The organism is Candidatus Nitrososphaera gargensis Ga9.2 (assembly GCF_000303155.1).
GTDB lineage: Archaea > Thermoproteota > Nitrososphaeria > Nitrososphaerales > Nitrososphaeraceae > Nitrososphaera > Nitrososphaera gargensis.
On record NC_018719.1, the window covers coordinates 2,028,918 to 2,050,387 of the forward strand.

The window sequence follows — 21,470 nt, forward strand, 5'->3', positions numbered from 1 at the left end:
ATCACCTGAACCACTCTAGGTTTTCAAGGCCGGCAACCTTGCCTATCACGATCACTGCCGGCGGCTTGATGTCTGCCTTTTTGGCAATGCCTGCAATGGTGCCAAGCGTGCCCCTGACCACCTTCTGCTTCTCGGTCGTGCCACTTGCGACGATCGCCACTTTGGTGCTCTTTTTCATGCCTGCCCTTGTCAGATCGCGTGAAATCTGATCCAGCTGGCCTATTCCCATCAGGACGACGATCGTGTCGACTGCGCCTGCCAGCTTGTCCCACCTGACAGCAAGCTCGTCCTTTTCTGCGCCTTCGTGCCCCGTGACTATGGCGACTGAGGAGGAATACCTGCGATGGGTTAGCGGGATGCCGGCATAAGCCGGCGACGCTATCGCCGACGTGATGCCTGGTATTATCTCAAATTTTATTCCATGTCTGATGAGGTGCTCTGCCTCCTCAGCGCCGCGTCCAAATATGAACGGGTCACCTCCTTTGAGCCGAAGGACACTCTTGCCTTTTTTCGCGTATTTGACCATAAGCTCGTTTGTTCTGTCCTGATGCGTGGTCGGGTCGCCGACAGTCCTTCCAACATAAATCTTCTTCGCTCCTGCAGGGATCTGGTCGATTATCTCCTTGCCGACCAGCCTGTCATACAAAACAACGTCGCACGTCTTCAAAAGCTCCATTGCCCGCAGCGTTATGAGCTTGGGGTCGCCCGGGCCTGCACCGCAGATAAACACCTTGCCTTTTTTTTCCATCATAATTTCCTGTTCCACTCGTCTACAGCCCTGCGCCAGCCCTCTGCCATCTCCATCGCGCCTTGCTTGACCAGCATGCCGGCGACTTTATCGCCCAGCTTTTCCGGCTCGCTAGCCTTGCCAACCTTTTTCACCTTGATGTTGCGCGAGCCGTCTGCAGAAAATACACTTGCATAGAGCGTGATCTTGTCGCCGTTGGTCACGGCCACCGCACCCAGAGGAAACCTGCAGCCGCCTTCAACCTTTTTTATCAGAGCCCGCTCTGCCAGCACTTCGGCGCGAGAGCGCGAGTCCTCTATCTGCCCAAGCATCCTAATGAGGGCCTTGTCATCGCGCCTGCACACGATCGCTATCGCTCCTTGGCCCGGTGCCGGGACAAAGTCTCTGATGCTAAAGCGCTCGACTATTACGTCTTTCATGCCGATGCGGGTCAGACCTGCCTCTGCAAGAACCACCGCCCCATACTCGCCGCTAATCACCTTTTTTACTCTCGTCTCGACATTGCCCCTTATCGGCATGACATTGAGGTCCGGCCTGTACTTGGTCAGCTGCACCGCACGCCGGAGGCTGCTCGTGCCAATGACCGAGCCGGGAGCAAGCTCTTTGAGCTTTTGGCCCTTGTCGTTGACGAGCACGTCGTTTGGGCTTGCCCTCTTTGGGATGCACGCCACCACCAGCTCCTCTGATAGGTCGGAGGGTATGTCCTTGAGGCTGTGGACAGCAAAGTCTGCCTCGCCTTTCTTGACAGCTTCGTTCACCTCTTTTTCAAAGATCCCCTTTTCGTCCATGGTAAAGAGGGGTCGCTTGTCCACATCGCCCTTGGTGCTTATCGTAACAACTTCAAAGCGCACGCCCGGATGGGCCCTGCGCAATGCAGCAAGCGCTATCTCTGTCTGGGCTATTGCAAGCCTGCTGCCCCTGGTGCCAACCCAAATCGACTTCTTCATTGTTGTTTCTTTATCCTGCGAAACGCTTCGCTGTATGCTTCAATGGTCTTGTCTGCGTCGTCTTCGCTGTGTGCGTACGAAACAAAGCATGTCTCAAACTGCGAAGGCGGGATGAATACGTCGCGCTTTAGTAGCTCGTCAAACAGCCTGCGGAATATTGCCGCGTTTGACTTTTTGGCGCTTGCCTCATCCTTCACCTTTTCGCCGGTAAAGAACAGCTGGAACATCGAGCCTATCGAGTTTACAGTGCAATCCAGCTGTGCTGCCGACAGCGCGTCCTTGATCCCGTCGACAATGCTATCGCACGTTCTTGCTATCTTGGGGTAGATCGCGTTCTTGGCCTCGATCAAAGTTTCAAGCGTGGCGATGGCGGCCGCCACCGATACGGAGTTGCCGGCAAACGTGCTTGCCTGGTACGCAGCGCCGGCAGGCGCAAGCTTGCTCATTATCTCCCTCTTGCCGGCAATCGCCGCTATTGGCAGGCCGTTGCCAAGCGCCTTTGCAAACGCTGCCAGATCGGGCTTGATGCCAAAGAACTCGCTAGCTCCGCCAAGCTGCAGGCGAAAGCCCGTCACAACTTCGTCAAATATCAGAACCACGTCGTTCTGCTCCGTTATCCTTCTCACCTCGTTAAGGTACCTCTTTTCCGGCAGCACGAGCCCAATGTTTGCAAGCACCGGCTCTATTATGACGCACGCAGTATCGCGGTTCTTTTCGATTGCGCGCTCAAGCGCCGCTGGGTCATTGTACGGCACAACGGCTGTTTGCGCCGACGCCTCTTCAAGCACGCCTTCTGACGCCGGCATGCTGGCCGCGCCAGACCCTGCCTTTGCAAGGACATAGTCATGCGCGCCGTGGTACCCGCCTTCAAATTTTATCACACATTTACGCTTTGTAAATGCCCGGGCGAGCCTGATAGCGTGCATTGTGGCTTCAGAACCCGTGTTGAGAAGCCGGGCCATTTCGGCGCATGGGACGACCTTGCAAATCATTTCTGCCAGTTTTATCTCCCGCTCTGTAGGCACACAAAAGAGTGTCCCATTATCAAGCTGCGACCTGACCGCCTCTATCACCGAGGAGTAGCCGTGGCCGAGTACCATCGCGCCGTATCCCATGCAATAGTCAAGGTATGTCTTGTGGTCGGCCGTGGTGAGCTTGCTGCCCCTTGCAGAGGTGGCAAAGAAGGGGTAAGGCTCGTAAAAGCGCACCGGGCTGTTGACGCCGCCGGGCAAAACCTTCTTGGCCCTGCCAAAGAGCTGTTCAGACCTGTTCAACTATGTGTAAGAGCTCTCTGTCGAGTATAATAATTGTAATGCTAATTAAACGGCAGACTGCAAAAAGAGACGTGCCGGCATTATTGTTCTCTAGCCTCATGGATGACCTGCGCCACAACATCGAGAGCAACCGCGACGCCCTTGCTGCGGCATTGAAGAGAAGCCCCAACATGGCATACCAAAAGGTGAACGAGCTGGCGCTTTTCGTCGGCTTCCGCCACGGCGTCGACCTGCAATTGCACTTTCCGGAGCCGGCCAAGATCTCTGACATTGGCTCGTACGGCACAGAAAACGTGGGCATTGTGGTCGACAAGTTTCGCAAGACTTTCCCTGTCCCTAGAGAGGCTGTGAAGCAGAAGGCGGTCGAGCTTTTAGGCAGCGACGCCCGGCCGCAGGACGCCTACATGTACGAGGGCAAGGAGGGTGTCAAGGTAATCATGCCAGAAGGCAGGATAGAAATCCTGCCCGGCTCGGTGCATTTTTGGTGCAGGATAGACGAGAGGGTCAGGTCATATGCAGACTGGCTTGTTGAAAACGTGTATTTCCCGAACAAGACCTCAGGATGATGTGAATCGTTTCTGGATTGCCAATACTTTCAATGACGACATCGTGTGATTCTCTTTTTTTGCCTTTAGACTCCTGAAGCCCGGACAAGCTCATACCTGTACTGCAGGTTGTCTTCTGGGTCATAAACCTCTGCCTTGACTGGCAGAGGCATGTCGCGGACGACCCAGATCTTGCTTGTCTTGTCCGCCAGCTTGTAGCTCAGGACAAAAGCGTCAAACGTCCCTGCCTGCGTCTGCACCGTCTCCTCTCCGGTGACCCGCACTATGACTTCTGACGACTGGTAAAATATCTGGTTCCACGGTGCACCCACCACCAGGTACTTTGGGCTATCGCCGTACTCCATTTCCCGGACGGCAAAGATCGACGACTGTATGGGGTCAAAATAGGGCCTGAACGATTCGTCCAACTGTCCTTCCCTTGTCAGCTCCTTTGACATCGTCATGGTGTTCTCGACAACAGTCTGACCTGTCCCGTTGACAATCGTGAATTCAACGTTCCAGTTGTCGTCGCCGGCCTCAGTAAAGACCATGGAAACCTGCGCAGAATCAAGCGAACTTGCCTCGCTCTTGGCAGTCAGGGAATAATCAAGCGCTGTCCCGTCCTTTATGTTGCCCCCCACCACCCAGATATCCTCGGCCGTGGGCGGAGTTAGAATCGGCCGGCCTGGAGCAGAAAACCCTCCTCCGGCAGCAATGATGCCTACGCTCACTCCTACTCCGACTGCAGCGAACACCGCAGTCATGATTGCTACGCGCCGCTTTGGAGACACTCTATTCTGATTTTGTACCTGTGGTTATTTAAGCATAGATTTTTCTTCTTACTTTTCTAGGTCTGGCGCAACATACTCGCCGATCTGGTTGTATATCTTCAAGAAGCGGTTGCCCTTGTCAGTCGTCTTGTAGATCTGCTCCCCCTCGATGTATTCAAGCAGCTTGTTTTCAACCAGCACTGTAAGGTACTCTTTCAGCTGGGCGTACGATAAGAACGCTTTGTACATTATCTTGGTCTTTGTAACGCCGCCATTTGCAGCTTCTAGAATTTGTGCAGTTATATCAGTTCTGCTTCTATATTTCATTGGGTATCGTAATACAGACATTCATAAAAACGTCTTGAACAAATCTTTTAGAAAATTTTTCTGGCTGTAAAATAAAGGGTAGGGGACTCTTCAGGCCGGAGCCGTCGTCTTTTCCTTGGAAGCTTCCCTACTGACCGTCTCCCTCATCGTCTGAGCAGTGTCGCGAGCCGTAGCCCCGGTTTCTTCAGCCGCGCTTAGTGTCTCCCTTATGACGCCGCGCTTTTTCAGGTCGTTTGCGACTTCGTTTATCTCCTTGGCGCTGTCGCGCGCAGCCAGCGTAGCCTCGCGCACGGCTTCCGTGAGTTCTTCTATCGCGCCGCTCTGCCGGATTATCTTGACCGTCTCGCGCATCTTGGTGGACTCTTCCCTTATTCTTCTGGCAATATTCTTGATCGCTTCGGCGGTCTGCTCTGGCGTCATTTCTTTTATGCTGGTAGTAGTGGTGCCGGCATTACTATTGTTAGTAGTAGACATTGAAATTAATATGATGTCATCCTATAAAAGAGGAACCGTCGTCTACTATTTGTTGTGCCCGCCAAGCGCGTTCCTAGTTTCGCGCACGGCCTCTTCGGCGTCGTGGATCACTCCTTCTTTCTTTGAAGACACGACGGTGAGCTTTAATTCATCGATAAGCCCGGAAATGGAGCGCAGCATCTCCTTTATCGCGTCCACGGTCTCGCCCATGTTCTTAGCATCGCCCATGGAGCTGATGGTGCCTCTGGCAGATTTCATCGTCTCCTTTGCCTCGTCAAGGACGCCCGAGTTTCTTAGCTCGGTCGTGACTTTTTCCATCCGTGCGCCGGTATTCTCTATGGACTCGGCCATCTTGCGCATGTTCTCGATGTTTTCCACCATGGCAGGGTCCTTGAGCGATTCAATTATCTCACGGGCAGTCTTGGCAACCTCGCGTATCTTTTCAAGCGATTCTTGCACGTCCGGCGAGCCAAGTTCTCTTATTATTTCCACTGCATCTGACGCAGTCTCTTTTATGTCCTTGAGCCTTTCTGCCATTTACGTTAAGATAACGCATTCTGGGTTAATTGTAAAGCGGTGAAAGTTTCCGGTGGATATCTTCTAGGATGATTATCTGATACTCATTTTCATTATCCTATCCCACAGCCTATCTGGGACTGGCATCACCGACAGCCTTGATATCCTCACCAGCTCCCAATCAGAAAACGCCGAGTCTCGCTTTATTGCGTCAAGTGTCACCGGCTTGGCAAGCCTCCCGGCTGGCCGTACATCGACCACTACAAGCGACCTATCTTTTGGGTCCGGATATGGATCGGATGTTATTTCCATGATGCCTACCACCTGCTTTTCTTCGCCGGTATGGTAAAACAGCGCCCTGTCGCCCTTTTTCACGCTCCTTAGGTGCTTGAGGGCTAGGTTGTTTGCCACCCCGTCCCATATCGTCTTGCCGTCCTTTTCCAGCTGTGAATAGTTGTAAGTGGAGGGCTCTTGCTTGAACAGCCAGTATGCCATGCGCAGGGTAACTGGCCGGTGGTAAAAAAGTTATACGACGTCTGCCGTTGTTACCTTTTCCTTGTTCTTCTCGGTGTCTATATTCAGGCCCGCGGTCGGGGTGCGGGTATCGTGCAGCTTGTCATAGTTAGGCTCGTACTGAGAGCAGCAGCCATGAGGCGCGATCACCGAAGAGGTCTTGCCTAGAACGTCAGGACCTTCATTATCCACCAGCATGCACTTGCCTCCGCCTTGGTTTATCCAGTAGATGCAGTTGTAGCAGAAGTAGCCTTCATGCAGGTTCGAATCAGAGAACTTATCATACTCGATGTAAGAAGCTTGGAGCTTGTTCCTCTTCTTGAATTTGGTCAGGTTGTCTATATTTCCAAAAGCTTCCTTGATCTTTTGCTCGATCTCTGTCATTTACTTATCGCGCCTCCTTTTCGTTAGGGTCCCACAGCGTGCACAGGCCATATGGGGCGATGATCCCGGACTCTCTGCCGTTCACGTCCGGCCCGCCGTCCTCGACTATGGCGCAGTGGTTGTCCTTAATGAAGTATATGCAGTTGTAGCAGAAATACCCTGTGTGGAGGTCGGCGTTCTTAAAGTGGTCTATTTCTATGTACCCTGAAGCCGCTTTTGACAGCTTTGGGTACTGCCTATCGGTAGCGATAACCTCGCTTGCCATGATCGCATCGCTGCATCATGATATAAAACAACTTTATGATTTTGTAGAGGAAAAAATTACTTGCCAGCATTTCTTCTAAGTTCGCTTGTCAGCCTCTTCAGTCTTGACCACCTCAAGAAAAACTTGGATGCTATTATTGCTCCCACGATAACTGCCCAGACCCACAGCGGAGGACCCTCAATCGCCACATCTTTCTCAGGGGCATCAAAGAGATTTATGCCCTTCCACTTTTGCCTTGACAGCCTCCTTCAGTAATTTTTCATAGATCGATATGGCCACACGCGCGCCCGCTGCTGCGGCCAGTACCACAAAGTGCCTGTCAGTATCTACGTCGCCGGCTGCATAAACGCTAGGCATCGTCATCTGCTGCTCGCTACCGACCTTGACGTATCTTTCGTCCAACTTGCACCCAAGACGCTCAGCCAGCTTGCTCTGCACATGGTAGCCGAGCTTGTAAAACACCACGTCTGCAGAATAGCGCCGGCCTCCTGTGCATATCAGCTCTTTTGGAAGCCCGCCGCGCCTGCCTGCTATGTGCTTTATCGTGTCGTTCACCACCTTGATGCCAAGTGCTGCCGCCTCGTCCCTTTCATTTTTGCTCAGCCTGCACTTGCGTAAAAACATCGTGATATCCTGTGTCCAAGAAATTCCTTTGCAAAAGATAATGGGTTCTTTCCAGACACGATCACGGCAAGCCTCCTGCCGGCAGTTTCAAGCCCATCGCAGTATGGACAGTGCCATGCCCCGTCATCGTCAAATTTCTCGAGATTCTTTATTCTGGGCTTGATGTCCTGCACGCCCGTCGCAATAACCACGTACCTTGCCTGAAAGGTTAGCGCGCCTGTCATGACTGCAAAATGCCTACCACGCCTTTTGACAGCACGCACCGTGCTCCTGACCACTATTATTGATCTGTACTTGGCTACATCTGCACACATCTTCCCAATGAGCGCTTTGGGAGACGAGTTCTCAAGGCCCGGGTAGCCGTGCACACGTCTGGTCATCGAGTTCCTTGCTCTGCCGCCATCAAATACGACTGCTGAAACAAGATACCGCCCAAACAAGAGCGCCGCCGAAAGCCCTGCATATCCTGCCCCGATGATTGCCACATCGAATAAATTTTTCTGGCCTGCCTTCTTTTCTTCTCCAATCAGACCTGCAGCTCTTGCCACGATAATGTAACAGATACTAAAAATAAAATACCATAAAGTGGTGCGTAACTGGAAGGCCTAATAACTAGGGCGCGCATTACGTAAGCTGTGCCAAAGTGCAGTATCTGCGGGATGATGTTTGCAGGAGCCGAGGAGCTTGAAGAGCACAACATCGCAGCGCATAATTTTGCAGAGCAAGAGGAGTCCTCGCTACTTCGCAAGGCCTGCGAGGAGGAAAAGGCCCGCAAGAGGTCAAGGGGGCCGTACAGGAAGGCCCATACGGCATGATTTTATCCTAGGCAGTGTATACAGCATCCACAAATATGCAAGCAGCCAAGCCAACGGTCAGGAACGGATACATTGTCAGGGCAGGAAGGGGCTATTCGCTGGACGAGCTGAGGGAAGCCGGCCTTGACCTACGGGTTGCTAGAAAGAGCGGCGTGCCGGTGGATATGTGGAGGCAGACAAAATATCCAGAGAATATCGAACAGCTGAAATCGATCGCCAAGACAATAATAATTGTGCCGTCCAAGAAAAGGAAGAAGGAATAGCCATTCGCAAATGACCCTTTATGTCTCCAAGATCGACAGGCTTGCAGGAATAGAATGCTACTGTACAAGCTTTGCCGGCACGGGCGGGTCTATCAAGCAAAGGAGCGAGGGCTTTAGAGTTTCCGAGCTGGTAGACGAGTTGCTTGTGGGCAACATATCGCTAACATTTGACAACCGGCACCGCTACCCCCTCTACATTCTTGAAAAGCACGATATCGACTCAAACCACGCGCTATTTGAGATCGAGCGCGAATGCAGGATGAGGCTTAGGGTGATGGGGATAAAGGACGCCAAGGCCGTGACGACGCAGTATGCCAGCGCGGACAGAGTGATGAGAAACCCGCCGGGAGAATTAAAGACCAAGCACACCCGGCTCACACTAGAAGGCTTTACCCGGCGGCCGCTTGGCAAAGAGTTCCTTGCAGGCAACAAGTTTGAAATAACGATCCACAGGCCTCGCTCGCATGACCTGTCAGGCCTGCTCCCGGAAATAGACAAGGTAGGTAACTTTTACGGACTCCAACGCTTTGGAAGCGAAAGGCTGGTGACGCACCTTGTGGGAAGGGAAATTGTCAAGCGCAACTTCAGGCGCGCAGTAGAGCTCCTGCTGTCGTATACCACGGAATACGATACTCCTGCAAGCAAGGAGATCCGCAGCAAGAGTGCTGACCCGGGCAACTACCGGCAAGTGCTCAGAATACTGCCAAGGGGTATGGACATCGAGCGGCAGGTGCTGACGGCGCTTGTCGCCGGCAAGGACGCAGTTTCGGCTCTGCGTACAGTGCCTATTACGATCCGCCGGCTGTTCGTGCAGGCGTACCAGGCCTACATCTTTAACAAGTGCTTGAGCACGGCTGTCATCAACGGAGAGGATCTGCTCCAGCCGGCCGCTGGCGACCTCTGCTTTGAGATGGAGGGGCCGGCCACGTTTGGCAGGATAATCAAGTACGACCATGCTTCAAAGGCTAAAAAAATGGTGCCGGCCATAAGGATGGCAGGCTATACATTCCAGCCCGGCAAGGGCAGGTTTGAAAATATCACCAAGGCAATCCTGCAGGAGGAGGGCGTGACTGCAAAGGACTTTTACGTCAAGGAGATGCAGGAGCTCAGCCACCAGGGAGGCTTTAGGCAGGCGCCGCTCTGGTGCATGGACTTTTCCTACAGCAAAAACCCTCAACTGATAGTATCATTCAAGCTTCCAAAGGGATCGTACGCGACCACGCTCTTACGCGAGATAATCAAACCACAAGACCCGATCAGGAGCGGTTTTTAGTTGACGACTGTAAATTCTTTTGTTACTGACTCTACGTCAACGATGTATCTTCTCTCTTCGCTCATGATTATTGGCACGCTGCCTTGTGTCCTCAGGCGGCCCTGTTCGTCATTGTTGTACCTCTACGTCCCCCGACATGCTTGACGTGATGAATGTCTTCAGGGGGACACGAATAGCCTGCCGGGAACAGACGTATTTAGCCAAACCTTGACCAGGCAACTTGTCCAGTAGATGCTTCATAGATCGCGATTGAAGGAAGCCCTGTCGCACCCATGGCCTTCAATCCTAACGATAAAGTCTATCGGCTCGCCGACTTTGTACGTGTCCTTCAGACCTTCAATTGTAATTGCAATAAAGGGCTCTTTTGCAGCAATAATATTATCAAAAAGCTGTGGCTGAAAATACAGAAGGCCTGTTAGGACAGATCCTACTGCGACCAAGCCAGCTATTGCCATCCAGCTCTTCAATTGCATTTGAAACCAGAGATTTTCTAACAGAAATAGGTTTTTGCCGCACATGTTTTAGCTCAAAACATAATATATAGCGCTAAAGCATGGTATATGATGTATACACAAAAATGCTTGGCAGCAGGAACCTGCGGGAGATAGTAGAAAAGAACCTTGACAAGCTGCAGGAAGACCTGAGCGTCAAGATAGACAAAAAGAACCCTGACAAAATTCACGCGATCGAAGCTACCGGCTGCACAAGGTTTGCTTATTACGAGCGCAGAGACCCGCTGCCTTCAGACAATGTGTCCAAGATTTCCAGCCTGCTTGGCAACGCAATGCGCCACTCGTTTGGCAACACGCGTGGAGAATACAAGGTGGAGGGCCTGTCGCTTGAAGTCAACGCCGACCTGATAATTGCCGACGAATTTGTCGTCAGGTTCGAAGTAGTGCAGACCTTGCCAGAGGTTCCACATCCGCGCCACTTGCTGTATCTTAACGCCTGCCTCTTTGCGTTCAACAAGGACGAAGGCTTTTTGATCTACATGACTGCGGAGGGCAAGACCGTCGAGTTTTCTGTTACGAAAAACAACAGGATGTTTGAAGAGGTCATCAGGAGAGCAAGGGTGCTCAGCACGCTCCTAAAGGACGGCAAGGCGCCGATAGTCGAGCCCTCTGAGCTGTGCCTGAACTGCAGGTATTATGAAAGGTGCTATGCAAGAAAGCAGGTCAAGGACGAAGGCACGGGCTTTATACTGGAAGAAATCTTCAAGCCCAAGAAATAATAATTATAACAACAATAATAAAAATGGATTGATGACAACGCCGCTACAGCTATCCGCTGGTTTCGGCGTGTCCTCCGGACGGCGTGTATCCCGAGCTGTACCTTTTTGCTCTCGCACCGAACACTACTGCCACTAGGAACACAAAGATTCCTGTTGTCACCGCGAACATGAACATTTCTTCGGCCATGTCACCACAGAGCCATGCTCAAAACTTAATATCCTTATCGCATGGCAAAATCCTGCCCAGTGATATTATCATAAAATCTTATGGGAATGTCAAGGTGAACTCCTTGTTCTCAAAGTAGCTGGTCTGGAAGTTCGAGCCCGTCAGCCTGTATGTGTATGCGCCCTCTACTCTGAACTGGGCGGTTCCGTCAACCATGCTGTCCCAACTGCTGGCGGTGAGGCTGTTCCGCACCGCAACCTTTGTGTCCCTGAGCGTGATGGTGGCGTTGCTCACTATTGGAAATGTGTCAGGCTGCCCTGCCACAAAGCCCTCGGGGCTCACCCCAATGTCGCCGGATGTCATCTGGAACTCGCCCACGAATACAGTATAGTGGATCGTTTCAAGCACTGCAGTGCTCCTGTTGGGGTTGTGGGCAGTAAAGACGACCTGCACGTTTGCATTCCTCTCGTCCACTCTTTGAACTGCAATGTCCTTGAGCACGATCTGCAGGTCGGTCACTGGGATTGGGGCAGCATTCTCCTGCCCGCCGCCGGGGAGCCTCAGGTTTCCAGAGCCTAGAATGAAAAATATCGCTATCGCAACAGCTGCGATGCCGCCACCCACCGCGTAAATGGCTTTTGTATTCACGATTGTTTTCTCTGGCGTCCACCCACGTTTTAAAGCTGTCGATTGATCGATGGATAGATAGATGCAAATGCTTATACTAGCTGTCGCGAAATTTGCTGCCGGCTTGCAGTACCACAAGGCAGCTCACATTGGCCAAGAAAGGGCTAGGAAAGCCCAGATGAAGCTGTTCGATTATACCGGCTTTGCCATGCTGACCTATACAATAAAGCAGGGCAAGGCAGGATTTGAGCCGGTGGGCGAGGAAGACTTGGCCGGCAAGATGACCCGAGAGAACGAGGCCATGCTGTTTATCTGCGACAAGGACGGCTACGCCAAGGCCCAGTCAAGGCCGATGCCGATCGAAAAGGGAGAAGAGATCTTCAAAAAGATGCTGGCCGACGGCATGCCGGAATTCGCAGGTGAGATCAAGACTGTTTCCTAGGGTCCCAGCTTGATAAACAAATAGATCAACAGTCCTATGAACGACCATACAACTATGCTGCCAGCGATGATAATGGCAGAATGAAAAAGCATTGAAAAACCGTTCGGATTTGCCATGTTCCATTCCACATAGAACAGGGTCAGAATAGCAGGAAAGTTGGCAGCAGAAGTAACCCTGTCCATGAGGGAGTCATCATAGGACAAACTTGCAATATAGCTCATGACACTTGCAGCAAGGCCGTACAATGCAAATATGAACAGGATTCTCGTGTCGCCCTGCCACCGCCAGCGTATAAAGGCAGGACGTTATAGACTGGGCATTACTTATTTTATACTATGATGCGCGTCCCCCCTATAGGCTTGTTGTTGGCTATTGCGCTCTTGATAGTCGCCGGATCTGACTTGAGCACCACTGTCGGTATCTTGCTCCGCTCTATCACTTTCAGTGCTACAATATCCATCAGGTCATAGGCACCGGCAGCCGAGTTTTCAGAACCCAATAGTTCAAGGCACTTTTTCACAGTTATCTCCTTGAAGAGCTTGGCGTCCTTGTTCTTGTTTGGGTCAGAGTCATAGATGCCGTCAACGTCTGTCGCATTAAGGAATTTTGTGGCCCTGACTTTCTCGGCAATCAGCGCGGCCGTCGCATTAGTGCTCTGTCCCGGGTGCAAGCCGCCGGTCACGACTATTTTACCGCCTGCGGCCGCCTCGCTTACCTGCTCAAGGTCAGCCGGCACCACAGGATATGCATGATCGCCAAGGGCTGCTATCAGGAGTCTTGCATTGAGCCTAGAGACCTCGATGCCCATGATGTCAAGCGATGCCTCGTCAGAGCCAAAGGCCCTTGCGACGCTGATGTAATGGCGCGCGATCTTGCCCCCGCCGGCCACGATCACGGGCTGCATCTGTCTGCTTACCTCAAGAAGCATAGCCGCATATTTTTTCAATTCGCCTGCCGCGTCGTCGCCGAACACTCTACCTGATAACTTTATCACGATCCGCTCTTTAGCGCCCAAGTTTGCCCGCTCCCATGTACAGGGTTTCCTGTTCTCCCAGCACCTTTTTAACAGATCGCTCGACCTTCTGCCGGTTTTCAGCAGTCGTATAAACGCGCAGCATGTCAAAGAACCCAGATATGGACTCTACAAGTGGGATCTCTGACACCGGCATTTCATACACCCTGTCCTTGTCGACCACAAGCACTGAATACATCTCCTCCTTGCTTGGCGTCAGTGGCATAGAGTGGGCGCGAGACGCATCTACAAAGACATGGTTCCTATCAACTCCTGCCGCGTCGGCTATCCGCGCCGCGGTCGCCTGCAGCGCTTTTCTGTCCATCTTTTGCTTGTCGCGCTTGTGCAGGAATTTTTCATAGACGCTTTTTAACAGCCGCCTATCGCGGTAGTCGCGGGCCATCTTGCCTGCAAACGCATACTTGCCGCTGCTGTCAAGAGCGCAGAGCCGCTCAAGTGTGGCCTCATCTGTCAGGCCAAGGTAGTTGTCAAGGGAAGTGTCTGTAAGCCCAAGCGCCTCGTCTGCTGCGATCATGGAGTGCAGTAGCATAACCTCTGCAGATCTCACTGTCTTGTGAAAGTACACCGCCTTGAACATTTCATACCTTGAGATGAGCATCGATTCGAGCGAGTTGAGGGCGGACCTGTTTATTGCAAGCCTGTTCCTTGAAACTTCAAGCGAGCTTGTCAGTCTGTGGTAATCGACCTTGGCGTACTCGGCTCCCGTAAAAAGCCCGTCGCGGGGCAAATAGTCCATGATATCGGCCGATAGCCCGCCTGAAATGATCTCGTTCATGAAATTCACCTTTGGCTGGCCAAACGATAGCTGACATATCTGATCTGCGCTGTGACCATGCCTGTCCAAAATGTCGGCTATTTCTGTCTGCGTGATGATCCGTCTGCCCATCTCTTCGTGTGTGGTGTTGCAGCGGTACTCCAGAACTTCTTCAAACAGGTGCGAAAATGGCCCGTGCCCGATGTCATGCAAGAGCGCGGCGAGCCGGAGGTCCTGCACAGCTTCTGCGTGGTCAATGTAACCCTTGCCAAGCAAGGTCTCGCCGGCAAGCCCTGCGATGTGCATGGCGCCAAGCGAATGCTCAAAGCGAGAGTGCTGCGCGCTTGGATAGATAAGGTGCGCGCCGGCCAGTTGCCGTATCCGGCGCAGGCGCTGAAACGCAGGACTGTCAATGACTTCCTTTTCGACCTCCGAGAACCTGATCGACCTGTGCACAGGGTCGGTTATCTCGCCTGCGAACTCCATTGCTTCTATCACAATTCAACGAGACTTAAACTTTCAGCTCTTTCCTTACTATCTTCATTACCTCTTGGTGAACCTGATCCTTGCTCTTTGAGCCGTCTATGACCTTCCAGCCAAACTGCTTTGCAAATTTCAAGTAGTTCTTGTATGCCCAGGCAGCAAGCTGAGGGTTCGACTCGAAGGCGTCTTGGCTCTCGGCGCGCTTGGTCGATATGCTTGGGTTGACCAAGATGATGATGACGAGGTCTTCCTCTGGCAGCCCCTTATCGAGATTCAAAAGCCAGCTTGTGTCCATGCCGTTTGCAGCGCCGTATATCAAATTTGACTGCCAGTAGCGGTTCATCACCACTATGGTGCCGTTCTCCACCATGCTCTCGATCTCTTTCTTTTTCTCCCACCGGTTGGCAGAGAATAGCAGGTGCTTGACCTCTGCAGGATAGTCGCGCCTGCCGTCAAGGAACGCCCTTATTTCTGTGCCTATGGGCGTGGTATAGTCCGGAAAATCGATAATGACGCAGACCTTGCCCAAAACCTTCAGGGCCTCTGCGAGCATCCTGGACTGGGTTGTTTTGCCTGCCTTGTCGGTGCCTTCTAGTACGATTATCTTGCCCTTTGTTGCCACTGCATGAGGTTCATGTATGCATCAATAAAAAGATGTTGAGCATTATTTGGCACATGCATAGGTTTGTGGCATTATACATGTTATGTATGTCGAGAAATTAATCTAAAAAACCAACAAATTAAAATATTAACAGACATTGTAACAGATGGTCGGAGCCCAAGTGAAGGACGAGAAATCAACCATTGCCATATTTGACACATTCAAGACCCGCAAGAACAAGTTCACGGGCGAGGCAAAGCGCCAGCGCGGGATAATCGCCCACTTGGCCACCGAGCAGAGCCCTGAGCTCCGCACCAGAACATCGATAGCGCACGCCATTGCAAAGCAGCACGGCATTCTGTGGCAGAACATCTATTCGGGCATCTTCCGCGACCTTGACGAAGTCCTGATACCGGCCGGCGTGGTAAAGGAGGGCGGCAGGCTGCCGCTCAGGAGGGGTCCCAAGGCGCTCCAGCTGGAGGGCGTCCCGTTCTATGAGCTGACAGACGCCGGCATGCTGGTCGCGTCAGCGATTGAAGAGCTTGGGGACAAGCGCATGAAGCTGTTACAGTCGTACATTTCGTCGCTACCTGCAGGCGACACAAACTCGAGGACAATGAAAGAGGGCATGCTCTTCCTGATAGTGGCCGCGCCGTCGTTTATCTCAAAGATAATCAGCGAATATATTTATGCCTACAGCACCGGCGCAATAGACACTATCGCGCCGCTTGACGCCAAGAAATTAAGGTCCGTCATCGCCAAGCAGATAACGGTTGAAAAAGAGCTGGTCGAAGCTTTTGTCACGATGCAGCAGGACCACAAAGATCTCGTTAGAAACTTTTTCAAAGTTCTAACCTAGCGGCCTTCGTAACCGCAGGCTGTGCACCTGTACTTTTTCTGCTTGCCCTTGCAGCCCTCGCAGCGCCATATCCTTGCGTTTCTGCATTTGGGGCAGCTGAAACTCTCTGATAATTCGCCCGGCCTCACTTCCTTGCCGCAGGCGTTGCAGTTTGGCATGTCGTACGAACCGGCGTACATTTTTCTGGATGCATATCCTCCCCGGACTATTTTTACTTTTATTAAAGCCAGAAAATAAAGGATTTATACCATCCTACCGGAATTATGGTATATGGGCATTGGAGGATACGTGGCAAGAAGCATTGCCAAGGAGCTGGACAACAGGTCTAGGGAATTCTACGAGTTTGTCATGCCAGCTATAGACATGGTGGAGGATGGAAGCGACCTAGTGGTTACTATTGATCTTCCCGGCTTTGCCAAGAAGGACATTAACCTTTGGATAACCGGCAACGTCCTGTCTATAAGCGCCAAGAGAGGTCAGGAAGAAGCTCTCGGCACAGTCTATTACAGGCATAGGCCAGTCAGGATAGAGAAGAAGGTCCTGCTGCCGATATCTGTCAAGGAAGAGGACAAGGTAGTCGGCAAGGCGACCTATGAGAATGGCGTCGTGACGCTCAGGGTACCGATACCCAAGACGACCAACATCCCAGTAACATAAGAAAAAAGGATGCAGGCGTTACCGGCTTTTTCTTAATTGTTGTACTTACACAGATGGGTAACACTGCGCAGCCGATTCCTGTTCCTTGTAGGCGTATTTAACAATTGCAATTGTGACCACCTCTCCTGTGGCGTCAGCCCTCCTATGCCGCCATGCTCCCTGTCCATGTTGTATGCATTGACAAACATGGTGTACCTTGCCTTTCCGTCTTCCCTGTCAATGATGTTTTCAACTGCCAGGAACTCATTTTTCACTATCTTGTTGTAGGCTTCAACCTTGCCCTGCAGCTGAGGATACGCAGTTGGTATGGGCTTGTCCCTGATGTCATTCTCTTTCAGGTACTGCCTGAACGATGTGGATACAAACTACTTCCCGTTATCGTGCATGACCTTCCTTGGCTTCCCATTGATACGTATCCAGTCCTGCAGCACATCCAGGACATCTATGCTCCTCTTCCTTTTCGTCCATTTACTTACCACCTTCCTTGTATAGTCGTCTATGCAGCTTATGAGACATAGTTCTTTGTGCTTGAGTTATGCAGGTAAAACGGACCCAGTATGTATGTCCATCTGGACCATGTCGTTTGGGTGTCTCTTGCTAAAGCGCCTGTACTTTCTCTTCAGCTTGCAGCTGAGCTTGTTCAGACCGTACCTTTTCAGCACTTTGTAGACGATCCTGCTGCTCAGGGATACTCCTAGCCTCTTTAACCTGAATTTTATTCTGGCAGTACCAAACTTGCTTTCCAGACGCAGGCCGAGGATGGTCTGTTCGAGCTCAGGCGTCACCTTCTGTTCTTTCGTATTGTGTGGTCTCCTAGACAGGTCCTTCAGTCCGTCGATGCCGCGTGCAAGGTACCTTTTCTTCCACTTGTAGTATGTCTTCCTTGATACGCCGTACTTTCTGCAGATGTTGGTGACGCTCTCGCCGGTACGTTCGTGCTCGTGAATAAGGTTGAATCTTGTCTCTGACACTTCCTAGCCGGAAGTGTTACCTATGTCGGTAATCGAATCTGTACCTATGTGTGTAAGTACAACACCTAGCAGAGGAGTACCTGGCATTATGATGCCAGCCCTGTTGTTATTCTCGCCAGCGAGCCATGCACCTTCATGGCTGACTATTTCTCCATTTTCATACATGTCTACGTCTTCACCAAAGTAAAAGACGTTGTTTGTTTCCTCGCATATGGCAAAGTAGTTACTTGACACTTCTACCAAACTATCGTTTTCTGTGTGTCTTTCTTCAACTATTCTTGCTTCAGTGCCATCGACATCTTTGGTTTCGTCCAGAACTGTAATGGTCAATCCTACTTTTGTTGCCCCATTTTCAACTCCTTTCAGCACTAGTCGGTAGTTAGGCTCAAGTATGAAGAATGGGGTTCTGCCCGCGGAGTCGAATGTACAGTTCTCTGCCATGAAAGAGGTGGTGAATTCCTTTTCTCCTTCATCATCCTTGTCTTCCGCGTCGTCCTCCGCCTGTGCGGCGTCCTCGTTTTGATCGTCCTCTTCTTCGCCGCTACCCTCACCATCATTGCTATCCCCTTGCTGCGCCGCTACGCTGTCTATCAACGGGTCCTTGTTTGGATCTTGGCCGCCTTTCTTTTGGGCTTGGGTGAATACGCCAGAGGTAGTCAGTGAGACTATGACCCCGATGAGTATCACGACTGCCACAAACGTCAAGATATTTTTGTTTACATTTGTAATAGCGTCATGCAGGGTTAATTAAGAAATGTGATGCAGGCAACTAATCGCGTGGCAGGTTGCACATATAGAAATCTGGGCTCATTTAGGTACTTGTACCAGAATGCATTAAATCATAGGTGACATGGAGAAGGACATTGCAGATAGGAGCCTTTCACTACGATAAGGATAATAGCTATCTGTCACTGAAAAGGAGCGAGTAGGTCGGTTGTGGCAGACGAAGGCTCTCAGCAGCCTGAAGGCACGCAACAGACAGGATACTTGCCTTTATACAAGAAAATCCTAGCTGCCATCTTAGGAAGATCAAAAAGGAGCTTGATCTGGCGATGGGCACTGTCCAGTACCACCTTGACAGGCTGGAGAAGGCGGGCAAGGTAACTTCCCAAAAACATGGCCTGCACAAGTACTACTTTGCCGCAGGGTTCGAGGAAAACGAAAAGCAGCTGCTTGAAGTTCTGAGACTGCGCGTGAGATCCTCATATTTATTATAGAAAAAAGGAATCCATCGCAAACTGAAATTGGCGAACATATCTGCATATCGTCAGCATCCGTGAACTGGCACATCAAGCGGCTTGAGGATTCCAAGATTGTTGACGAGATCAGGGAAGGCAGGTTCAAGCGGTACAAATTGCACAGAGACTCCAAGCAAGTTGCTGCAATGCTGAAGAACTTTTATCCAAGCGTCTGGGACAAGTGGAGTAACAGACTTGCAGAAATGTTTCTATCCATGTCAGGCGAGGCCGCAGAAAAGAGAGGGGAAGGATCGTGACAGATTTCTTTTCCACGTCTATTTGGATTGCGCTGTCTTCGCTAATACAGCAGATAGATAATGTACCTGATGAAGCAGGTCCAGTGGGAGCCGAGGTCTACGAACCGATTGTATAGGTAATCAAGATAGGCATTGCGGCATTCTCCCTATTGCTACTTGGACTCTCAATTTCTGCTTACAAGAAAACTGCCTTAAAGAGCACAATATACGCATCTGTGGCATTTGGATTGTTCGCGGCGCAGTTGTTTTTTGACTACCTGGAAGATGCAGTGAAATCATTCGAGCAGCCATACAACGATGTCATATTCTACGCAATGACTCTTGCCATACTCGTGTTGTTCTTTTTGGCAGTGGTAAGGCGGAATAAAACCTAGAGCTTCTTTCTCAGCGTGACGGCAACTGCAGCCGCCGCAGCAGCAAAGCCGCCGTACGCCAGGTACGGGCTGTAAGGCAGCATCACAGCCGATCCAACGAACAGTGCTGATGCAAGTATGCTTGCTGCAAGTGCGGCGTTGTCGCTTCTATCCTGCCTGTCATAAGGTCCCATTGTCTCCAAGTATGTTTTTAGCAAGGGAGCAACGTTCACCGAATCCTGTATGCCCTTTGCAAACCTCTTTGCAGAGACCTTTACTTCCTCGATGTAGGCGTCTCTTACCAAGCCTTCCTCTTCGAGCAGGTTTGCTAGCACCTTGACAAACTGGAACGGCACCTTGTGGTGGTGGTAGATGCCTTCGAGGATAGAGGCCATGCGCATGTAGAGCGCAAGGTTCTTTGGCAGCCGGAATGGAAAGCGGCTCATTGTCTTGTTTGCAAGGTCGACAAGCGCCTTCACTTCCATCCTGTCCACCTGCTTGCCGTGCATCGACTGGATTGAAAGCTCGATGCCCCGCTCGACGACGTAGCGGTTGACTGTGGGCTCAAGCGCCCCAAGCTCTATTAACACGTTGACGGTCCTCTCCGGGTCCTTATCAAGAAGGCCGAGGTAGAGTCGAATGAGCCTGATGCGGGTCTCGCTGTCCAGCCTGCCGACCATGCCAAAGTCATACAGTATCAGCCGGCCATCATCGGCAACTGAAATGTTGCCGGGGTGCGGGTCGGCGTGGAAGATGTTGTGGCGCAGGAGCATCTTAAAGAACAACCAGTGCGCGCGCACCACCAGCCTTTCCCTATCGATCCCCTTTTCCTCCAACCTTGCAATGTCGGTTATCTTTGTGCCTGGCACGTATTCCATCGTAAGCACATGCCTGCTGGTCCTTTCCATGAATACGTCAGGTATTATGACTGACGGGTCGTCCGCCAGATTTTCCTTGATGGCGAGCAGGTTCTGGGCTTCCACCCTGTAGTCCATCTCTTCGTGCACTGTTTCAATGAACTGTGCCAGCATGCCTTCTGCCGAGAACCGCAGGTTGGGGTCAATGAACCGGGTCGCAAGCGGCATTATTTTTTTCAGGACGTAAATGTCGTCCTCGATTATCCGCTCGATGTTGGGCCTGCCCACCTTGACAATGACCTGCCTGCCGGCATATTTTGCGACGTAAACCTGCCCAAGCGACGCGCCGGACAGCGGAGCCGTGTCAAACTCTTCAAATGCGTCCTCTACCTTTCCAAGCTCGGCCTCGATTATCGGCTTTATTTCAGAGAATAGCGCAGGCGGCACATCATCCTGCAGTTTCGCAAGGACTTCAAGATAGGGCTGCGGCAGGATGTCAACCCGGGTTGAAAGCCACTGACCAAGCTTGATGTACGATGGGCCAAGCTCGATGAACGTCTTGAGCGCCTTGCGGGCATGACGGCGATACTTTTCCTCATCAACGTTCTTGCCCTCCTTCTTTACCCACTCGCGCCTGTCCCTGCGCAGGCTGATGACAACCGGCAAGAGCTTGAGCACGACCTTGGCTACATGTAGCTTGGAAGGGTGCGGAAAGACAGGCGTTTCATCGTCGATACTCCTGTCTTTTCTGATCTGGGCCGGGTGCTCCACTCCTCTTATTCACTCCTCTTTTTCAACAAACCGGCCGCGTTGGCAATAATGTTCCCGGCAGACGAGCCGGCAAGGTATCCTGCCAAGGCCGCGTCAATAGCGGCGTCACTGGTGCTCTTGCCCTCCTTTTTGCACCTGCTGTAGACGGCTGCTCCGACGCGCCTGCCTACGATTACCGCGGCTGCGGCCCCAGCAAGGTATTCCGGCGCGTCAACAAGCAGGTGGCCGAGCGGGCTTGACCGCGGGTCCACCTTGTCCATGTGGACAGTGTAATGAGTGTCATAATCGCGTATGTGGAGCTTGCCGTAGCGGTACTGCCTCTTGGCTCCCTTTTTGCTGCCAAGGATGGTCTCCTCAAGATCGATTATAGGCCTGACGGCCTTGGGCACAATGATGTTGCCGTCACCGTCAATGAACTCCACGGCTCAGAAA

General features: G+C 51.7%; 36 protein-coding genes. 10 read left to right on the forward strand and 26 right to left on the reverse strand.

Features of this window, described 5'->3' with window-relative positions:
* Position 1 precedes the first annotated feature (1 nt).
* The 3 genes from cobA to NGAR_RS12275 are packed head-to-tail and all read right to left on the reverse strand — an operon-like array spanning position 2 to position 2,969.
* The gene (cobA, locus tag NGAR_RS12265) at positions 2-751 is read right to left on the reverse strand and encodes a uroporphyrinogen-III C-methyltransferase (protein WP_015020068.1); all 750 of its coding nucleotides are present in this window, start codon (positions 749-751) and stop codon (positions 2-4) included.
* Positions 748-1,695, reverse strand: coding sequence for a hydroxymethylbilane synthase (hemC, locus tag NGAR_RS12270; RefSeq protein WP_015020069.1), 948 nt, complete (start codon positions 1,693-1,695; stop codon positions 748-750). The genes cobA and hemC overlap by 4 nt, the downstream gene beginning before the upstream one ends.
* Positions 1,692-2,969 (reverse strand): aspartate aminotransferase family protein, encoded by a 1,278-nt coding sequence (locus tag NGAR_RS12275; protein WP_015020070.1) that lies wholly within the window; start codon positions 2,967-2,969, stop codon positions 1,692-1,694. Before NGAR_RS12275 ends, hemC begins: the two co-directional genes overlap by 4 nt.
* Before the next feature lie 38 nt (positions 2,970-3,007).
* Between NGAR_RS12275 and NGAR_RS12280 the strand changes: the two genes are divergently transcribed.
* The gene (locus NGAR_RS12280; protein ID WP_148681412.1) at positions 3,008-3,535 is read left to right on the forward strand and encodes a hypothetical protein; all 528 of its coding nucleotides are present in this window, start codon (positions 3,008-3,010) and stop codon (positions 3,533-3,535) included.
* Positions 3,536-3,600: 65 nt separating this feature from the next.
* Here the strand turns inward: NGAR_RS12280 and NGAR_RS12285 are convergent, their stop codons facing one another.
* The 10 genes from NGAR_RS12285 to NGAR_RS18870 form a co-directional block, all read right to left on the reverse strand.
* Complete coding sequence (locus tag NGAR_RS12285; protein ID WP_148681413.1) at positions 3,601-4,305, reverse strand: DUF3108 domain-containing protein; 705 nt, start codon at positions 4,303-4,305, stop codon at positions 3,601-3,603.
* Positions 4,306-4,353: 48 nt separating this feature from the next.
* Positions 4,354-4,611: a winged helix-turn-helix domain-containing protein gene (locus NGAR_RS12290; protein ID WP_015020073.1), complete on the reverse strand. Its 258-nt coding sequence runs from the start codon at positions 4,609-4,611 to the stop codon at positions 4,354-4,356.
* A gap of 90 nt (positions 4,612-4,701) precedes the next feature.
* Positions 4,702-5,085 (reverse strand): hypothetical protein, encoded by a 384-nt coding sequence (locus tag NGAR_RS12295; RefSeq protein ID WP_148681414.1) that lies wholly within the window; start codon positions 5,083-5,085, stop codon positions 4,702-4,704.
* 45 nt (positions 5,086-5,130) lie between these two features.
* The gene (locus tag NGAR_RS12300) at positions 5,131-5,622 is read right to left on the reverse strand and encodes a hypothetical protein (protein WP_015020075.1); all 492 of its coding nucleotides are present in this window, start codon (positions 5,620-5,622) and stop codon (positions 5,131-5,133) included.
* A gap of 72 nt (positions 5,623-5,694) precedes the next feature.
* Complete coding sequence (locus NGAR_RS12305; protein WP_015020076.1) at positions 5,695-6,096, reverse strand: EVE domain-containing protein; 402 nt, start codon at positions 6,094-6,096, stop codon at positions 5,695-5,697.
* Positions 6,097-6,126: 30 nt separating this feature from the next.
* Positions 6,127-6,498: a hypothetical protein gene (locus NGAR_RS12310; protein WP_015020077.1), complete on the reverse strand. Its 372-nt coding sequence runs from the start codon at positions 6,496-6,498 to the stop codon at positions 6,127-6,129.
* Positions 6,499-6,502: 4 nt separating this feature from the next.
* Entirely contained in the window at positions 6,503-6,763 is a 261-nt protein-coding gene (locus tag NGAR_RS12315; protein WP_015020078.1) for a hypothetical protein, read from the reverse strand.
* Positions 6,764-6,819: 56 nt separating this feature from the next.
* The gene (locus tag NGAR_RS18860; RefSeq protein ID WP_266190254.1) at positions 6,820-6,951 is read right to left on the reverse strand and encodes a hypothetical protein; all 132 of its coding nucleotides are present in this window, start codon (positions 6,949-6,951) and stop codon (positions 6,820-6,822) included.
* Positions 6,952-6,967: 16 nt separating this feature from the next.
* Positions 6,968-7,387 (reverse strand): FAD-dependent oxidoreductase, encoded by a 420-nt coding sequence (locus NGAR_RS18865; protein ID WP_015020079.1) that lies wholly within the window; start codon positions 7,385-7,387, stop codon positions 6,968-6,970.
* Positions 7,363-7,935 carry an NAD(P)/FAD-dependent oxidoreductase gene (locus NGAR_RS18870; protein ID WP_015020080.1) on the reverse strand — a complete coding sequence of 191 codons (573 nt, stop codon included), beginning with the start codon at positions 7,933-7,935 and terminating at the stop codon, positions 7,363-7,365. The genes NGAR_RS18865 and NGAR_RS18870 overlap by 25 nt, the downstream gene beginning before the upstream one ends.
* An 87-nt stretch (positions 7,936-8,022) precedes the next feature.
* On the opposite strand from NGAR_RS18870, the gene NGAR_RS12330 reads away from it, so the two are divergent.
* From NGAR_RS12330 to NGAR_RS12340, 3 genes are read left to right on the forward strand one after another with little or no spacing between them, the layout of a single operon-like run.
* Positions 8,023-8,202 (forward strand): hypothetical protein, encoded by a 180-nt coding sequence (locus tag NGAR_RS12330; protein ID WP_148681416.1) that lies wholly within the window; start codon positions 8,023-8,025, stop codon positions 8,200-8,202.
* A gap of 35 nt (positions 8,203-8,237) precedes the next feature.
* Positions 8,238-8,465, forward strand: a complete 228-nt coding sequence (locus NGAR_RS12335; protein ID WP_015020082.1) for a ribosomal protein L13e — start codon at positions 8,238-8,240, stop codon at positions 8,463-8,465.
* A 10-nt stretch (positions 8,466-8,475) separates the two neighbouring features.
* Positions 8,476-9,738 carry a tRNA pseudouridine(13) synthase TruD gene (locus NGAR_RS12340; protein WP_015020083.1) on the forward strand — a complete coding sequence of 421 codons (1,263 nt, stop codon included), beginning with the start codon at positions 8,476-8,478 and terminating at the stop codon, positions 9,736-9,738.
* Between the two features lie 236 nt (positions 9,739-9,974).
* Here the strand turns inward: NGAR_RS12340 and NGAR_RS12345 are convergent, their stop codons facing one another.
* Positions 9,975-10,178 carry a hypothetical protein gene (locus tag NGAR_RS12345; RefSeq protein WP_148681417.1) on the reverse strand — a complete coding sequence of 68 codons (204 nt, stop codon included), beginning with the start codon at positions 10,176-10,178 and terminating at the stop codon, positions 9,975-9,977.
* Between the two features lie 113 nt (positions 10,179-10,291).
* Here NGAR_RS12345 and NGAR_RS12350 point away from each other — a divergent pair, with 113 nt between their 5' ends.
* Positions 10,292-10,969, forward strand: a complete 678-nt coding sequence (locus tag NGAR_RS12350) for a CRISPR-associated protein Cas4 (protein ID WP_148681418.1) — start codon at positions 10,292-10,294, stop codon at positions 10,967-10,969.
* A 49-nt stretch (positions 10,970-11,018) separates the two neighbouring features.
* Here the strand turns inward: NGAR_RS12350 and NGAR_RS18875 are convergent, their stop codons facing one another.
* Complete coding sequence (locus NGAR_RS18875) at positions 11,019-11,144, reverse strand: hypothetical protein (RefSeq protein WP_266190255.1); 126 nt, start codon at positions 11,142-11,144, stop codon at positions 11,019-11,021.
* 90 nt (positions 11,145-11,234) lie between these two features.
* Complete coding sequence (locus tag NGAR_RS12355) at positions 11,235-11,783, reverse strand: hypothetical protein (RefSeq protein WP_015020086.1); 549 nt, start codon at positions 11,781-11,783, stop codon at positions 11,235-11,237.
* A 61-nt stretch (positions 11,784-11,844) separates the two neighbouring features.
* On the opposite strand from NGAR_RS12355, the gene NGAR_RS12360 reads away from it, so the two are divergent.
* A complete protein-coding gene (locus NGAR_RS12360; RefSeq protein WP_148681419.1) occupies positions 11,845-12,204 on the forward strand; it encodes a hypothetical protein in 360 nt (119 codons plus the stop codon).
* On the opposite strand, the gene NGAR_RS12365 is transcribed toward NGAR_RS12360, so the two are convergent.
* The 4 genes from NGAR_RS12365 to tmk all read right to left on the reverse strand — a co-directional run bounded on the left by NGAR_RS12365 (position 12,201) and on the right by tmk (position 15,096).
* Positions 12,201-12,425, reverse strand: coding sequence for a hypothetical protein (locus NGAR_RS12365; RefSeq protein ID WP_148681420.1), 225 nt, complete (start codon positions 12,423-12,425; stop codon positions 12,201-12,203). The genes NGAR_RS12360 and NGAR_RS12365 overlap by 4 nt on opposite strands.
* 107 nt (positions 12,426-12,532) lie before the next feature.
* The gene (gene pyrH / locus NGAR_RS12370) at positions 12,533-13,219 is read right to left on the reverse strand and encodes a UMP kinase (RefSeq protein ID WP_015020089.1); all 687 of its coding nucleotides are present in this window, start codon (positions 13,217-13,219) and stop codon (positions 12,533-12,535) included.
* Entirely contained in the window at positions 13,209-14,489 is a 1,281-nt protein-coding gene (locus NGAR_RS12375) for an HD domain-containing protein (RefSeq protein ID WP_228369178.1), read from the reverse strand. The genes pyrH and NGAR_RS12375 overlap by 11 nt, the downstream gene beginning before the upstream one ends.
* A gap of 13 nt (positions 14,490-14,502) precedes the next feature.
* Positions 14,503-15,096 carry a dTMP kinase gene (gene tmk, locus NGAR_RS12380; RefSeq protein ID WP_015020091.1) on the reverse strand — a complete coding sequence of 198 codons (594 nt, stop codon included), beginning with the start codon at positions 15,094-15,096 and terminating at the stop codon, positions 14,503-14,505.
* A gap of 145 nt (positions 15,097-15,241) precedes the next feature.
* Here tmk and NGAR_RS12385 point away from each other — a divergent pair, with 145 nt between their 5' ends.
* Positions 15,242-15,934 (forward strand): hypothetical protein, encoded by a 693-nt coding sequence (locus NGAR_RS12385; protein WP_015020092.1) that lies wholly within the window; start codon positions 15,242-15,244, stop codon positions 15,932-15,934.
* Here the strand turns inward: NGAR_RS12385 and NGAR_RS12390 are convergent.
* The gene (locus tag NGAR_RS12390; protein WP_015020093.1) at positions 15,931-16,113 is read right to left on the reverse strand and encodes a zinc finger domain-containing protein; all 183 of its coding nucleotides are present in this window, start codon (positions 16,111-16,113) and stop codon (positions 15,931-15,933) included. The two genes, NGAR_RS12385 and NGAR_RS12390, sit on opposite strands and share 4 nt — an antisense overlap.
* A 91-nt stretch (positions 16,114-16,204) precedes the next feature.
* On the opposite strand from NGAR_RS12390, the gene hsp14 reads away from it, so the two are divergent.
* Positions 16,205-16,591 carry an archaeal heat shock protein Hsp14 gene (hsp14, locus tag NGAR_RS12395; RefSeq protein ID WP_015020094.1) on the forward strand — a complete coding sequence of 129 codons (387 nt, stop codon included), beginning with the start codon at positions 16,205-16,207 and terminating at the stop codon, positions 16,589-16,591.
* A 32-nt stretch (positions 16,592-16,623) separates the two neighbouring features.
* Here hsp14 and NGAR_RS12400 read toward each other — a convergent pair whose 3' ends face one another.
* The 3 genes from NGAR_RS12400 to NGAR_RS12410 form a co-directional block, all read right to left on the reverse strand.
* Positions 16,624-16,929 (reverse strand): integrase core domain-containing protein, encoded by a 306-nt coding sequence (locus NGAR_RS12400; protein ID WP_323444723.1) that lies wholly within the window; start codon positions 16,927-16,929, stop codon positions 16,624-16,626.
* A gap of 195 nt (positions 16,930-17,124) precedes the next feature.
* Entirely contained in the window at positions 17,125-17,562 is a 438-nt protein-coding gene (locus tag NGAR_RS12405) for a helix-turn-helix domain-containing protein (protein WP_015020096.1), read from the reverse strand.
* A gap of 3 nt (positions 17,563-17,565) precedes the next feature.
* The gene (locus NGAR_RS12410; protein ID WP_148681423.1) at positions 17,566-18,258 is read right to left on the reverse strand and encodes a hypothetical protein; all 693 of its coding nucleotides are present in this window, start codon (positions 18,256-18,258) and stop codon (positions 17,566-17,568) included.
* Between the two features lie 287 nt (positions 18,259-18,545).
* Between NGAR_RS12410 and NGAR_RS12415 the strand changes: the two genes are divergently transcribed.
* Both NGAR_RS12415 and NGAR_RS12420 read left to right on the forward strand, forming a co-directional pair.
* On the forward strand, positions 18,546-18,779 hold the full coding sequence (locus tag NGAR_RS12415; protein ID WP_148681424.1) for a winged helix-turn-helix transcriptional regulator: 234 nt from the start codon (positions 18,546-18,548) through the stop codon (positions 18,777-18,779).
* 59 nt (positions 18,780-18,838) lie between these two features.
* Complete coding sequence (locus NGAR_RS12420) at positions 18,839-19,057, forward strand: hypothetical protein (RefSeq protein WP_015020098.1); 219 nt, start codon at positions 18,839-18,841, stop codon at positions 19,055-19,057.
* Between the two features lie 370 nt (positions 19,058-19,427).
* On the opposite strand, the gene NGAR_RS12425 is transcribed toward NGAR_RS12420, so the two are convergent.
* Both NGAR_RS12425 and NGAR_RS12430 read right to left on the reverse strand, forming a co-directional pair.
* The gene (locus NGAR_RS12425) at positions 19,428-21,038 is read right to left on the reverse strand and encodes an ABC1 kinase family protein (protein WP_015020100.1); all 1,611 of its coding nucleotides are present in this window, start codon (positions 21,036-21,038) and stop codon (positions 19,428-19,430) included.
* Positions 21,039-21,043: 5 nt separating this feature from the next.
* A complete protein-coding gene (locus NGAR_RS12430) occupies positions 21,044-21,460 on the reverse strand; it encodes a hypothetical protein (protein WP_015020101.1) in 417 nt (138 codons plus the stop codon).
* Between the last annotated feature and the right edge of the window lie 10 nt (positions 21,461-21,470).